We start from the raw sequence: 14,308 nt of genomic DNA, 5'->3' as shown, positions 1-14,308 counted from the left end.
GGTTCCTGAATTTAGACTTCCAAAGTCTATTTTAGAACGTATCAAAGACAAGCTACAATCACTTGGTGTCATCATCAGACCTAATACCTTAATTGGACCCAATATAACCTTAGACGACCTTTTCAATGATGGCTACGATGCCGTATTCATCGGCACTGGTGTATGGAAGCCCAACAAGCTCAATATCAAGGGTGAATCTCTTGGCAATGTGCATTACGGCATTGATTATCTTAAAAATCCTGAAGTTTATACCTTAGGAAATGACGTCTGTGTCATCGGAGCTGGTAATGCCGCTATGGACGTCGCTAGAACAGCCCTTCGCCAAGGCAGCCGAAATGTGAGTATCGTATACCGTAAAGACTTAGACCATATGCCTGCAAACGAGCATGACCGTCAATACGCACAGGCGGACGGTGTTAAGTTTGAGTTTAACAAGCTTCCAATTGAGTTGACTCAAGCCGGTCTAAAATACATCCAAACATCTTCATATGTGGCTGAAAATGGAGAAATCGCCTGGAAGGAACACGTAGACCAGCAAGGGTTTATCAAGGCAGATTCTATTATCATTGCCGTCAGCCAAGGTCCAAGAGATAACATTGTCTCGAACACAAAGGACATTGTGACCAATAAATATGGTCTTGTTATTACTGATGAAACGGGCCGCACCACAAGAGAAGGTGTCTTTGCCTCTGGCGATGTGGTCACAGGCGCTAATACAGTTGTGGAGGCCGTCAAATACTCCAAACAAACTGCAAGGGCTATCGATGACTACCTCAAGACCAAACGCCATTATCATGCATTAAATCGCTCTTAATTTTATTTCAACAAGACTATATCCTTATAGGAAAATACGCTTGCACTTTTTATGAGTCAATTTCTTTAAGTGCACATTTAAAATCACACAAAAAAGGATGAAAACAGGTTAACTTGTTTTCATCCTTTTTATAATTTGCCATTTAATTATTTATCATTCGTTGTAATCTTACTTAAATCAAGAATTTCCAATGGAAATAAAATTACTTCACAACAATATTATAGATTTTACCTGGAACAAAAATTTCCTTCACAATTGTCTTGCCTTCTGTGAATTGCTGAATTTTTTCATCTGCCATAGCAAGGTCATGAGCAGCTGCAGCATCAGCGTCCACTGGAAGTGTGATGGTTGATCTCACTTTACCATTGATTTGAACCGCCATTTCAATAATATCATCAACCACTTTTTCAGGATCAAATTGTGGCCATTTCTGATCGACGATCATGCCCTCATAGCCAAGAACTGACCACATTTCTTCAGTCATATGTGGTGCAACCGGGTTAAGCATTACAAGGAAATCCTTGATTTCAGCTGCATTGATGTTTTCAACCTTTTTAAACTCATTTAACAAACTCATAAGTGCTGCAATAGCAGTGTTAAACTTGAGTGTTTCATAATCTTCCGAAACTTTTTTGATGGTTTTATGCATTAAAGTTTCAAGTGCTTTTGAATAAGTCTCGCCTGGTACGATGTTTTCTTGGATGTTCCAAACACGGTCAAGGAATCTTCTACAGCCTTTAACACTATTGTCTGACCAAGGTACACTCTTCTCAAAATCACCGATGAACATTTCGTACATTCTAAGCGTATCCGCACCGAACTCTTCAATGATGTCATCAGGGTTAACAACATTGCCTCTTGATTTAGACATTTTCTCGTTGTTTTCGCCCAAAATCATACCATGTGAAGTTCTCTTTGCATATGGTTCTTTCGTGTTAACAGCACCTATATCAAATAGGAATTTGTGCCAGAATCTTGAATAAAGTAAATGAAGTGTCGTATGCTCCATACCACCGTTATACCAATCCACAGGCATCCAGTAATTAAGGGCTTCCATACTTGCAAGGGCATCGTCATTAAAAGGATCACAGTATCTTAAGAAATACCAGCTTGATCCAGCCCATTGAGGCATTGTATCTGTTTCTCTATGTGCGTGTCCACCACATTTTGGACAAGTTGTTTCGATCCAGTCTGTCATAAGGGCAAGTGGTGATTCACCGTTATCAGTAGGCTCATAGCTCTTTACATCAGGTAATGTAATCGGCAAGTCTGATTCTGGAACTGGTACCCAGCCACAAGTAGGACAACTCACTAAAGGAATAGGCTCTCCCCAGTATCTTTGTCTTGAGAATACCCAGTCACGCAATTTAAAGTTGACACGTTTTTCACCAAGTCCACGCGCTTCAAGGAAGTCCGCAATTTTCTCTTTTGCTTCTGGTACTCTTAAACCATTGATAAGTTCTGAATTCACTAAAATACCATCTGCGTTGTCCGTATAGGCACCTTCTTCGACATTTCCGCCTGATACAACTTCTACGATTGGTAAGTTAAATGCTTTCGCAAATTCCCAGTCTCTTGTATCATGTCCTGGAACGGCCATAATCGCACCAGTACCGTAAGTCATTAAGACGTAGTCTGAAATCCAGATCGGAATCTCCTTTTGAGTTGCTGGATTGATTGCACTAATACCAGCAATTTCAACGCCAGTTTTGTCCTTGTTCATTTCAGTTCTTTCAAAATCAGATTTACGTTTTGCTTCTTCTCTATAAGCATTTAATGCTTCTAAATTCGTAATTTTATCTGCATGCTCTTGAATAAGCGGATGCTCAGGGCTGATAACCATGTATGTTGCACCGTAAATTGTATCTGGTCTAGTTGTAAATACTCTAAGAACATCGCCCGTAGTTGTCTTGAAGTCGATTTCCATACCATTAGACTTACCAATCCAGTTCTTCTGTTGGATTTTAACACGCTCGATATAATCTAGATCATCAAGATCGCTGATTAATCGATCTGCATACTCTGTAATTTTTAGCATCCATTGCGATTTAGAGCGCTTAACCACTTCGCCGCCACAACGTTCGCAAACACCACCAACGACCTCTTCATTTGCAAGCCCAACCTTACATGAAGTACACCAGTTGATATCCATTTCTTTTTTGTAAGCCAGACCATTTTCAAATAACTTGATAAAAATCCATTGCGTCCACTTGAAATAGTTTGGATCAGTTGTGTTGATTTCTCTTGACCAGTCAAAAGAAAGACCTAAGCTCTTAAGTTGTTCTTTAAATCTGATGATATTTTGCTCTGTAACAATTGCAGGATGAATGTGATTTTTAATGGCATAGTTTTCAGTTGGTAGACCAAAGGCATCCCATCCCATTGTGTAAAGTACATTGTAGCCCTCAAGTCTTCTTTTACGCGCCACAATGTCTAGTGCTGTATAAGGTCTTGGATGACCTACATGTAACCCTTGTCCAGATGGATAAGGGAACTCTACCAATGGGTAATACTTAGGCTTTGAGTAATCATTGTATGCCTTGAAGCTTTGTCTTTCATCCCATTTTTCTTGCCATTTCTTCTCAACGGCTTTATGTTGATAATCGTGCATGGTAAATCTCCTTCCTATCTTATGTGAATTGAAATTCTAATACTTGTTCTTTGAATTTATTGCATAAAAAAAGCCCTTCGTTTAGAGACGAAGGGCTCGCGTTACCACTCTAATTGATACTCCAAGATGAAGCATCCACTCTATGACCGATACCGAGGTCAACCGATTGGCACTACTAATTTCATGCCAACAGCTCCAAGACGAGTTCAGATTTTCTTATAACCACTTTTCACCAACCAGAGGCTCTCTATCTATAATACAATCTTACTACTTCTTATCAACACTTACATTATTCCTTGTATTATAATATAAACTCTGATAGATTTCAAGTCAAGAACTCATTTACTTATGCCATTGGTGCATATTTTTCTACAAAATGAATGACTTGCTCTTGTGATAGTTTTGTGGCATCAATAACGACCATTGAGCTGTCACCTTCCCCCATGAAGCTAACAGGTTCAATTTCTTCATATTCTTCATCCACGTCATTGATAATGGTAATTTTAATATCTGTTCCGCCATCTCTGTAAGGAACCACATTATAACCTTTTCCTTTGAGAGTTTCCATGATTTCGTTTAACCCTGTCTGTACAGCTATTTTCATAACGCCACCTCCAAAATAAGTTATTAGATATTTACCCAAATATCACTATTAATCACTCAATCACAATAATTTTTGTGTCTATTTTTTAACGCTTACAATTTTTTGCTTTTTTCTCATTACCATGCTTAAAGTTCCCGGTCGCTTTTGCAAGAAGAAGCTGTACATCATGGTTTGAGGCATTTTCAAGCTTCTTTAAGAGCTTGTCACTTTCCTTTTCATTCAAAATCATAATGGTTTTTTTGTTCCAATTGATAAAAACCTTGCCATTCTTTGACACGTTGTAGTCAAAAGGTTCCTCTTTCAATTTACCTCTAGCATCTATTGGGCTCATTATTTATTCTCCTCCACAACCAAAATATCATCTTTGCCTTTGGCAACTCGCTTAGCTTTTTTTCGATATTCCTTTGATTTTGTCACAATATCCATATCATAGTCCTCTGGATAGAGTTCGTCAGATTTAATATGAAGTGAAAGTCTTTTGTGATTTACCTTAAATTTTTTATTCATCACTTGTACTGTGATATCACCTCTTTGATCCTCGGTGTTAACCACAATACCATTCCTTTTCATCGTATGAATATAGACAGAATCACCAACTTTGAATTTTGGTGTTCTTCGCTTCACAAATTGAGTAGATTCTAATACATTTATACTTTCTTCACTTACGCTTAATGCTTCTGATGACTTCTGGGCTCTTGCTTGCTCTAAGTTGGCATCTGAAATCTTTTCAGTAGTCTCCCCATTGTGCTTTTCCTTAAACTGATCAAGCTCATTTTTTATTATGCTGTAGTCATGCTTCGTCTTGTAAGATACTTCATGAGCGCGTTCAATCAAACTTTGAGCCATTCCCAATCTCAAAGCGATTAAAAGTGCATTGCTCTCGCCGGATTTTCCAATGATTAGCTTATACTCTGGTTTTAACGTCATGAGATTGAAGGCCATACTTCCATTTAAAAACAATGGGTGTTCATTGGCAAAGTTTTTTATTTCGTTAAAATGTGTCGAGGCTAAGATTGTGGCCGCTTTATGACTTAAGGTTTCAAGCACTGCAATGCCGAGTCCCATGCCTTCAGTTGGATCTGTTCCCGCACCAATTTCATCAAGAATAACAAGGCTTCTAGGTGTTGCTTTTTCAATGATGTGTATGATGTTGGTAATGTGCGCTGAAAAAGTGCTCAGGTTTTGTGCGATGCTTTGGCCATCACCGATATCACATAATACCTTATCATATATCGGCAAGATGGTTCCTGGTTCACACGGAATTTGAAGGCCAGATTGAGTCATCAAGACAAATAAGCCTACGGTCTTCATGGTGACAGTCTTACCACCTGTGTTAGGGCCAGTAATAACCAAATGCCGCTTAGGGGCATTTATCACTAAGTTAAGCGGCACGGCCTTTCCCTCTAACAGAGGATGTCGACCTTCTATGATTTGCAAACGATTATCGCCTGTCAATTGGGCTGAAACACCCTGCATTGAACGGCTTAACTTCCCTTTGGCAAATATAAAATCGTAATGCGTCATTATTTCATAGTTAAGCTCAATGGGTTTAAGTTCGTATGCAACTTGATTACTTAAGGTTGAGAGAATTCGATAAACCTCCTGTTCCTCCTCACCTCTCAGTATGGTTAACTCCGATTGGAGTTTTTGGACTGCAGCCGGTTCAATAAACAATGTGCCTCCAGACCTTGACCGGTCTAAAACACTGCCTTCAAAAGAGCGTTTATGTTCGCTTTTGATAGGTACTACATACCGTCCATCCCTTTGGCTGATAATGGCATCAGTGAACAAATGCTGGTATTCAGCACCTGCTAAATATTGATTGAGTTTCTGACGAATTCGATCCTCCACATCACCTATTTTTCTTCTCAACTTGTGTAGTGTTGAACTGGCATTGTCATCGACCTGCCCATTGATAATGGCCATTGATATCGATTCTGTTAGGTCATTCAACTCTGACAAATTTGAAGAATAGCTGGCAATTTGATTGTCCTTGTCCTTCATAAAGCGGATCATGCGTTGACAATCTCTTAAAAATGCTGAAACCGCCTCTAACTCTTTAGGTCTTAAAACCTCTTGGCGTTTAATTTTCCCTAGTGCATTTTTTATGCCTTCTAGTCCGTTAAGAGGAACACTTGTACTTATATTGAGAATTTCATGCGCCTCATGTGTTTCCTTTAGATGTCGCTGTATTAAAACAGGATCTGTCATAAGTGATAATCCTTGAATTTGTGTTTTTGCAGCCTCTGAGATTGCCAAATCCTTTAACTTTTCGATAATAAGATCAAATTCCAATGTTTGATTCATTTTTTCACCATATCCCTTCATCATCGTCATTTTGTTTTCATATAATTTATTTTCACTTGTCTGGTTTTCATCTGTTTGATTTGCTCTTGTCTTGTAGTCTCTTACAATGCTCATATTTGCCTCCTGATGTTTTGCTCTAAGTCATTTGTTTAATTTTACATACAAAAAAAGGACGTAGAATCACATCTACGCCCTAAATTGCATCCAAATGCATTTTCATACATTTTCATATGTCAAAAAAATGTACAAAAAAACCGTGCTTAGCACGGCTATTACAGGTTTTGTAATGGTGTTCTAAACGAAACTGACTGGGTAAACTGGCACGCCAAAAAAACCTTTTACGGCACCAATCTACTCACAATATCAAGTTACTTGTTTAGAACCTTCACACTCACAAAAATACCTCTTAAATTTTGACTTTATTGTTTCTTTACACTTCTATTATACCCAAGATATTTATAATTGCAAACCAAAATATGTTATAATGATTAATGTAACACAATTATAATACAAGGATGGCGTTAAATGGGAAAAGTTACTTGGAAACCCGGAACAATGGTGTATCCGGTTCCAGCAGCTATGGTGAGCTGTGGTACACTGGAAGCACCAAACATAATAACAATTGCTTGGACAGGTACGATTTGTACCAACCCGCCTATGACCTATGTTTCTATTCGTAAGGAGCGATTCTCTTATGATTTAATCAAGAACGGGCAATGCTTTGTTATCAATCTCACAACTAAACCACTTGTCCATGCTACGGATTACTGTGGTGTCAAATCTGGCAAGGATGTTGATAAATTCAAAGTTACAGGCCTCACACCAGTGCCTTCTGTCAAGGTTGGAGCACCTTCAATTCTTGAGTCCCCTGTAAATATCGAATGTGTTGTTAAAGAAATTAAAGAGCTTGGATCACATGATATGTTTTTAGCAGAAGTAGTAAGCGTCTCTATTGATGATCAATATTTGGATAAGACTGGCAAACTTCGTCTTGACCTTGCTGAAATGATCTGTTATAGTCACGGCGCTTATTACGGTCTAGGGGAACTCTTAGGAACCTTTGGTTATTCAGTTGCTAAAAAAGCAAAAAAACCAGCATCAACTAAGGCAAAAAATAACACAAGATCAGATCAGCAGTCGGGCTCTAAATCTCATGGGCATTCACCTTCAAAGACAAATACAAAAACAGCACCCACAAAAGCTAAAAATAAAAAAAGAAGACCTAAAAAGTGATGTTTCTACATGTACATCGCTTTGGTCGACTTAATTTCAATAAAACGGATTGCCTCTTCAAAGCTTTTAAAGCTCTCAATGATCCCGTTGAGATGAAGCATGGATAAGTGTCTTTTGAATCTTTCTTCTGGATCAATCAAAATCAGGTTTTGAGGTTGGTGTGCAAACAATTTTGATAAGTCCAGCACAAAGCAAACCAAAGGGTGATCAATGGAAACTGCCGCACCGATATCCAGAATGAGAAAGTTGGATTCTGTCTTTATATATTTTTTCTTAAGCATCTTAACCATAAGCTCGTTTTGGTCTGTAATGCTTTTATCTTCTAATTGTAGATAAAAAACTTGATGGTTAATCTCTTTAAGTTTCATATAGCACCTCTCTTGATATTTATACTCATTTATCGCCGAAATAATCATTAAACCACACGATAATTTGGTTCATTTTACTGTATTTTCAAACGAACCGGATTTACTACGACTATAATGGAGAATACTATGCTAAAAGCCAATCATTTTTATATTGATTTTATGCAGGACTGTAACGTTGAAGAATATATTAAAGAATCTCTTTCAACGCATTTTGGAGACGTGCAGTTTCATTTTTCAACTGTAGCTGCTGATCATATTCCCAAGTGTAAATATGATCTCTTCATAGGACGTTATGCACAGTTTAGAAAAGTGGAGCATATCATTGCACTTACAAATTATTATGAAGAAATTTTGCTTATAGATGTTCCTGTTGATGAATTCATCTTTAAAATTTTCGCTGAACATGTACAGATAAAAATCATTAAAAAGCCCCTGTTAAACAATGAGCTTTCAAATTACTTATTTAACTATATGAATCGAGTTCTGTTCCACTCAGAACATAAGATCTTAGATAATTTACTTAAAAATGCACAGAATTCAATTGTTCTTACAGACCTAGATGGCAATATAATCTATGCTAATGACTATTTCCAAAATCTATGTGGCTACGACAACGCCGAACTCATCTCCAACTCACCACGCGTTATAAAAAGTGATTTTCACGATGACGCCTTTTACAAAGATTTGTGGTTAACCATCACCAGCGGACAGGTTTGGGAAGGTATTTTTATCAACAAGAGCAAAGATAATACACTTTTCTATGAAGAGGCAACCATTAGTCCAATAAAGGATGGCCACGGCAATATCGAAAAGTTTCTGAAGATCGGAAAAAACATCACCAGGGAAAAACTCTTGCTGGACCATTTGTCTCAAGAAGTAAAACTTGCAAGAACCGTATTGGATTCACTTTTGCCTTCCCCTTTAAACGATGATATCCTTCAATTTGATTATCATATGAATCATTATAATGAAATTGGTGGTGACTTTATCTATTTTAATAAAACAAGCCCTACAACATATCATTTTGCACTTATTGACGTCATGGGACATGGGGTTTCTTCAGCCCTTGTAGCAATTACTTTAACGCAAATGTTTAAGGACTATATCAATTTCAAATCCATCGGTGAATCTGTTAAAGCAATCAATAAGCTTTTATGTGAATTAAACACGTCAGAGAATGATCGGAGCTTGTTTGTCACAGGCATTTTTCTTGAATTTGATCTAAGAAATGATCACTTAAAGGTCATCAATGCAGGGCACCCTGACTTGATTCTTAAAAACAAGCGAGGCGATATCAGCCATCTTTCTTCAAACAATATGCTTCTAGGGGTTCTCGAGGACAATGTTTTTGAGGCCTATACACTTGCTTTATCTCCGATACACCGAATCTTAAGCTTTACGGATGGCTTATTTGAAACCAACAATATCCCCTATGAAATGGCACTTGATATTTTGGATGAATCTTTATCACATCTGGGCAACCAGAAATTTTATGAAGGCATCATGCATTCTTTTTCTAAAAATCAACATATAAATGATGACATTACAATCTGTAAAATTGAATTTAATATATAGGAACATCCATTTCAGCATATAAAAAAACGGGCATCGCTCTTAAATTTAATTTGAGCAATGTCCGTTTTAATTTAATCTTATTTAGTAAATCCATCTCATCAGATTTCATTTACATAAGCTGTCTTTGAATGATTATTTCACCTTGTTTTTGAACTTGATTAATTCTCTAATGCCTGTCGATGCATCCATAATATCGCTAATAGATTTATCATAGTTCAATCGGTTAATAACCTTTGAAATATACTCTGACATATCGACTTCAGCAAGCCAAGGCGCTGTCTTAACTGACTCAGGAATATAAGATAGATTTGTCGTATAAACGCGATCTATAAAACCATCTTCATAAAATTTGTTGAATTTTTCAATGCCTTCAGTGAAAAGGGCAAATGTCGTTGCGATGAATACTTTCCCAGCATTTCTCTTTTTAAGCTCAATGGCAATATCAAAAATAGATTCACCTGAAGCAATCATGTCATCTACGATTAAAATGTTGTTGTCTTTTACATCTCTACCAATATACTCATGTTGAACGATAGGGTTTTTTCCCCTTACTACTTTTGAGTGATCTCTTCTTTTATAGAACAATCCAATATCACTCCCTAGAACACTAGAATAATAAATCGCCCTATCCATGGCACCAGTATCTGGGCTTATGATCAAGACTTTAGAAGGGTCCTGGAAGGCTTCGGATTCATCTGTCAAAAATGTCTTAACGATGTCCAAGGTTGGATATAAATTTTCAAATGAAATCAATGGAATTGAATTCTGAATGGTTGGGTCATGAGCATCGAAGGTGATGATGTCGTTAACACCAAGCTTCTCTAGCTCTTGAAGTGCCATTGCACAATCTAAGGATTCACGTCCCTTACGGCTATGTTGACGTGAAGCGTATAACAAAGGCATAAGAACCGTAATTCTACGCGCTTTTCCCGCCATTGCAGACAATACTCTTTTTAAATCTTGAATATGGTCATCTGGACTTTTTCGATTCTCAAATCCATGCATGGTATAGGTACAACTATAGTTTCCGATGTCTGTTACGATATAGATGTCCTTACCTCTAACGGATTCCTCAATAAAGACTTTACCTTCACCATTAGAAAAACGAATTTCTTTCTTTTTGATCAGATAGGTTTTAGGCATTTGAATGTTTTCAGTCTCACAAATTTGACGCATTTCCACAAGGTATTCATCGATGCGCTGTGCTAAACTTTCACAGTTATCCATGGCAATAATGCCAAGGTCTCCATATGGTACGTGCTGGTAATAATCCTGTTTTTTCATTTAATCACTCCATTTTTGAGCCCTTGAAGCCCACTACAATTTGATTTAGATTCCATTACAATCCTTTATGCAAAGAATTTTCATTGAAGCATCATGCGACTTAATCCGTCTTAGATTAAGTTACTACCCTTTTTAGTCAAAGTATCGACATAAAAAAAGCTAAAGTATATATACTTTAGCTACATTGGTGCGAGATAAGGGACTCGAACCCCTGACTTTTTCCACGTCAAGGAAACACTCTACCATCTGAGTTAATCTCGCAAGTTACCACTCCAATATTATGCCATAAAAATATCATCTTGAATAGTATCAAACAAAAAAACTTAGAAATATTTCTAAGTTTTTTTGTGCTTTGTCTATCTTAAATTTTATATTGACTCACTTGTTCAAACAATTCCATAGCCATTTTTGAAAGATGATCCGCTGCCGCAGCAATTTCTTCTGATACAGCGGTTTGTTCTTCTGTAGCTGAACTCACTTCTTGAGTTCTGGCATTGGATTGGAACATAACTTCCGCAATATTCTCAACAGACTTATTCACTGAGTCACCAAGTTGTTGGGTTTCACTGATATGACCCACAACCAATTGAATTGAATTCTGAGTATTATCAATGAGTGATAAAATCTCTGAGAATGCTTTTCCTGCAACGTCAATTGCTTCTACACCTGAAGTGATTGCTTCACTTTCTGCTTTCGTAAAGCTATTTGCTTCCTTAATCTCATTTTGAATTTCAACAATAAGATTATTGATGCCACTTGCAGACGTCTGCGAATCCGTTGCCAGCTTTCTGATCTCTTCAGCAACTACTGCAAAGCCTTTTCCCGCCTCACCAGCTCTCGCCGCTTCAATTGCAGCATTAAGTGCCAACAAGTTCGTCTGGTCTGCAATAGCAGCGATCGTATCTGAAATACGATTAATTTTATCTGATTGCTCATTGAGTTTATTAATGACGTCAATTGTCTTTTCACTGCTCGCCTTGATCTCAGCCATTTTTTCAACGGTTTCATAAATCAATCTTTGGCTGTTTTCTGCTGTTTTCATGACAATTTCAGCTTCACTGGCCATTTTGAAGGTTTCATTTGCAGAACCATCAAGCTTGTGCTTCATATCGCCCACTAGGGTTTGTGTCTCATTAACATCATTCGCTTGAATTTCAATGCCCTGACTTATCTCTTGAATTGCAATGGTCACATCGGTTGCCGCTTTTCCACCTTCTTCAGCAGATGAAGCCATCTGTTGACTAGAAGACGATAAAATCTCTGATGTTTTAACGATATCTGTAACAATGTGATTAAAGCTCTGAAGCATAAAATTGAGTGCATGGCTAATTTGATGAATTTCATCGCCATCTTCATTCACTTTATCAACCTGAACTGTTAAGTCACCTTTAGAAGCCGCTAACATTACCGTCTTCATCTTGTTAACACGGTTTACAATATAATAAGATATGGCAAAAGACGCCAACAATCCTAATGACAACATAATCACACCAACAATAATAATTGCCGTTTGCATTTTAAATACTGGTGCAAGATACTCTTTTCTAGCCGCATTTATATTGATGGAGAAGTTTTCAAAGCCACCATACATGTTAAGCTTTTCAACACCATTATACTTATACTTAACCTTGTTCATATTACCAGCTACCATATCTGGTAGTGCAGCAGAAAGCTCGTCGATGCCCATTTCATTGATTTTCTTCTGCATCACAAGATCTTGATTTGGATGGACGATGATAAGCCCCTCTTGGTCAACCATGTAAGCATAGCCCAATTCACCCACTTTTACATTTGAAATTAAGGAAACCGCCTTATCCATTTTAACTGCTGCAGCAACATAACCGATAATTTGATTGTTTTTATTCTCTAATGGAAATACAAATACACGAACCGGTTTGTTTGTCGCCTTAGATAAGACGATATCGGACCAAACTGGCTTGCCCTTTTTAACCTCACTAAAATATGCCCTTTCAGAAATATCAAGTCCCTTATTGCTCCCATTTTCACTATCAACAAATATTTTACCATTTGAATCTGCTATAAAGATTGTTTCCAATAAGGCTTCATTACTTTTTTTAAATGCACTTAAGTATTCACCAACTTCTAGATATTCTTCAGTAGATAATCTACTTGATGACAAGTTCTCAATAACAGGCATGTCACCAATAATTTTTAGAAGACTCTCAACATTTGACTGGTCTTCTTCCAAGCTTGCAATTAAACTTTTTAATTGATTCATTAAATTTACTTCTACTTCATTTTCAATTGCATCGCTTGAAAATTTGAAACTGATTGCACTCACTATGAGTACGATGATTAGAACAAGTAATCCTGTGCTCGCAATGAGCTTTGCCATTAAACTTTTCTTCATAAATTTCTCCCGTATCCATTACTTGTTGAGGCTATTTTTGCCTCAAAATTCTTTCTCTCTCTACGAACTAATCTCTATGTTTCCATTATGTTTCCATTTCGTTAACAAATTATTCACAATTTATTTTGTACACAGTTTGGAAACATCCTATTAAATTATAACTAACCCTCCAACTTTTTACAAGCGCTTTGTTAATAATTACACAAATATTTAGAAGCGTTTAATAATTCCAAATTTAATTTAATATATGACTTATTTATTTAAGATTCATCTCATTTTCGCCTTCATTTCACTCACATTTTTTGTTCTATTGTGCAAATTTTTGTTATAATGGTTAAGAGTTAATTCCAACCCATTTGGTAAGCATATTTAGGTAAATCTAATTAGGAGACATTTATGATAGGTAAACTTGTTCGTGAATTAAGAGGTCTGAATATTAGTCAAAGAGAATTAGCACAAAAAATTGGCGTAAGTCATTCTTACATAAGCAAACTGGAATCCAGTCTTGATTCACATGTAACAGATGAAGTCATCGAAAAGCTTGCTAGGGCACTTGAATGTGACAAATCGGTTATGTATATCGCTTGTGGTAGAATACCGCCTGACCAATTTATTATTGATGAAAATGTGGGTTCAATCTACGGACAAATCGAGCAGTTTATCAGATCCTCTTACTCTAAAAATAATAATTCAATAGATGAACTTGAGATATTCTTCAATATCTTCAATCAATCTAAGACCATTATTTTCTTAGTGGATCAAGAAAAGTCTGAGATCATTTATCAAAACATTAGTGCATCACTCTATCTGAGAAAGTTATTTCCAGGACAAAACTCAGATCAGGTATGGAACAAATACAAGGAATATATCACTCATCTCTGTGAATACAACGAAAGCAAGTCAGTTGTACTCGATTGTAGTATTAGAGGGAACAGTTCTTTGGTTGAGCTCAACTTGGACTCCATAGAAATACGAAATCATCAATATTTGCTTATTCAAGTTTTTGAAGAATATACCATTGATCGCTTTAATGAATTTACGCTTCTTAACGAAAGTCACTTTCACGAAGTGTTTGACAATTCTTTAAACGCAATTATCGTTTTTAAGTATGTACATGGTGATTCTTATGGCGAGCTCATTC

11 protein-coding genes, 1 tRNA gene and 1 other annotated feature are annotated in these 14,308 nt (G+C 36.9%); of the genes, 4 read left to right on the top strand and 8 right to left on the bottom strand.

Translation table 11 applies throughout. The annotated features are described in order from the left end of the window. The coding region (locus tag AC220I_RS09875) for an FAD-dependent oxidoreductase (protein ID WP_486723657.1) at nt 1-814 on the top strand (814 nt) is incomplete at its 5' end. Between the two features lie 202 nt (nt 815-1,016). On the opposite strand, the gene leuS is transcribed toward AC220I_RS09875, so the two are convergent. The 4 genes from leuS to AC220I_RS09855 all read right to left on the bottom strand — a co-directional run bounded on the left by leuS (nt 1,017) and on the right by AC220I_RS09855 (nt 6,450). Then, nucleotides 1,017-3,425, bottom strand: coding sequence for a leucine--tRNA ligase (gene leuS, locus AC220I_RS09870; RefSeq protein WP_486723656.1), 2,409 nt, complete (start codon nt 3,423-3,425; stop codon nt 1,017-1,019). A gap of 80 nt (nt 3,426-3,505) precedes the next feature. Continuing rightward, nucleotides 3,506-3,715: a binding site (T-box leader), on the bottom strand. A 56-nt stretch (nt 3,716-3,771) separates the two neighbouring features. Next, the gene (locus AC220I_RS09865; RefSeq protein ID WP_486723655.1) at nt 3,772-4,029 is read right to left on the bottom strand and encodes a YkuS family protein; all 258 of its coding nucleotides are present in this window, start codon (nt 4,027-4,029) and stop codon (nt 3,772-3,774) included. Between the two features lie 85 nt (nt 4,030-4,114). After that, nucleotides 4,115-4,360, bottom strand: a complete 246-nt coding sequence (locus tag AC220I_RS09860) for a hypothetical protein (RefSeq protein ID WP_486723654.1) — start codon at nt 4,358-4,360, stop codon at nt 4,115-4,117. Further along, the gene (locus AC220I_RS09855; protein WP_486723653.1) at nt 4,360-6,450 is read right to left on the bottom strand and encodes an endonuclease MutS2; all 2,091 of its coding nucleotides are present in this window, start codon (nt 6,448-6,450) and stop codon (nt 4,360-4,362) included. Before AC220I_RS09855 ends, AC220I_RS09860 begins: the two co-directional genes overlap by 1 nt. Before the next feature lie 411 nt (nt 6,451-6,861). Between AC220I_RS09855 and AC220I_RS09850 the strand changes: the two genes are divergently transcribed. Beyond that, nucleotides 6,862-7,569 carry a flavin reductase family protein gene (locus AC220I_RS09850; protein WP_486723652.1) on the top strand — a complete coding sequence of 236 codons (708 nt, stop codon included), beginning with the start codon at nt 6,862-6,864 and terminating at the stop codon, nt 7,567-7,569. A gap of 5 nt (nt 7,570-7,574) precedes the next feature. Here AC220I_RS09850 and AC220I_RS09845 read toward each other — a convergent pair whose 3' ends face one another. After that, a complete protein-coding gene (locus AC220I_RS09845; protein WP_486723651.1) occupies nt 7,575-7,937 on the bottom strand; it encodes a hypothetical protein in 363 nt (120 codons plus the stop codon). A gap of 126 nt (nt 7,938-8,063) precedes the next feature. On the opposite strand from AC220I_RS09845, the gene AC220I_RS09840 reads away from it, so the two are divergent. Then, nucleotides 8,064-9,512 (top strand): SpoIIE family protein phosphatase, encoded by a 1,449-nt coding sequence (locus AC220I_RS09840; RefSeq protein WP_486723650.1) that lies wholly within the window; start codon nt 8,064-8,066, stop codon nt 9,510-9,512. Nucleotides 9,513-9,644: 132 nt separating this feature from the next. On the opposite strand, the gene AC220I_RS09835 is transcribed toward AC220I_RS09840, so the two are convergent. From AC220I_RS09835 to AC220I_RS09825, 3 genes are all read right to left on the bottom strand, one after another. Further along, entirely contained in the window at nt 9,645-10,796 is a 1,152-nt protein-coding gene (locus tag AC220I_RS09835; protein WP_486723649.1) for a ribose-phosphate pyrophosphokinase, read from the bottom strand. A 185-nt stretch (nt 10,797-10,981) separates the two neighbouring features. Continuing rightward, nucleotides 10,982-11,057, bottom strand: a tRNA-Val gene (locus AC220I_RS09830). Between the two features lie 100 nt (nt 11,058-11,157). Then, nucleotides 11,158-13,167 carry a methyl-accepting chemotaxis protein gene (locus AC220I_RS09825; RefSeq protein WP_486723648.1) on the bottom strand — a complete coding sequence of 670 codons (2,010 nt, stop codon included), beginning with the start codon at nt 13,165-13,167 and terminating at the stop codon, nt 11,158-11,160. 396 nt (nt 13,168-13,563) lie between these two features. On the opposite strand from AC220I_RS09825, the gene AC220I_RS09820 reads away from it, so the two are divergent. Next, a partial coding sequence (locus tag AC220I_RS09820; RefSeq protein WP_486723647.1) for a helix-turn-helix domain-containing protein occupies nt 13,564-14,308 on the top strand: 745 nt, incomplete at its 3' end.

The sequence above is a fragment of the Fusibacter sp. genome, from assembly GCF_057447755.1.
This window is presented reverse-complemented; position numbering and strand designations above follow the sequence as displayed.

Excerpts from the sequence above, each read along its gene's own strand:
- leuS (WP_486723656.1), bottom strand. The coding sequence starts at position 3,425 with ATGCACGATTATCAACATAAAGCCGTTGAGAAGAAATGGCAAGAAAAA.
- AC220I_RS09865 (WP_486723655.1), bottom strand. The coding sequence starts at position 4,029 with ATGAAAATAGCTGTACAGACAGGGTTAAACGAAATCATGGAAACTCTC.
- AC220I_RS09860 (WP_486723654.1), bottom strand. The coding sequence starts at position 4,360 with ATGAGCCCAATAGATGCTAGAGGTAAATTGAAAGAGGAACCTTTTGAC.
- AC220I_RS09855 (WP_486723653.1), bottom strand. The coding sequence starts at position 6,450 with ATGAGCATTGTAAGAGACTACAAGACAAGAGCAAATCAAACAGATGAA.
- AC220I_RS09850 (WP_486723652.1), top strand. The coding sequence starts at position 6,862 with ATGGGAAAAGTTACTTGGAAACCCGGAACAATGGTGTATCCGGTTCCA.
- AC220I_RS09845 (WP_486723651.1), bottom strand. The coding sequence starts at position 7,937 with ATGAAACTTAAAGAGATTAACCATCAAGTTTTTTATCTACAATTAGAA.
- AC220I_RS09840 (WP_486723650.1), top strand. The coding sequence starts at position 8,064 with ATGCTAAAAGCCAATCATTTTTATATTGATTTTATGCAGGACTGTAAC.
- AC220I_RS09835 (WP_486723649.1), bottom strand. The coding sequence starts at position 10,796 with ATGAAAAAACAGGATTATTACCAGCACGTACCATATGGAGACCTTGGC.
- AC220I_RS09825 (WP_486723648.1), bottom strand. The coding sequence starts at position 13,167 with ATGAAGAAAAGTTTAATGGCAAAGCTCATTGCGAGCACAGGATTACTT.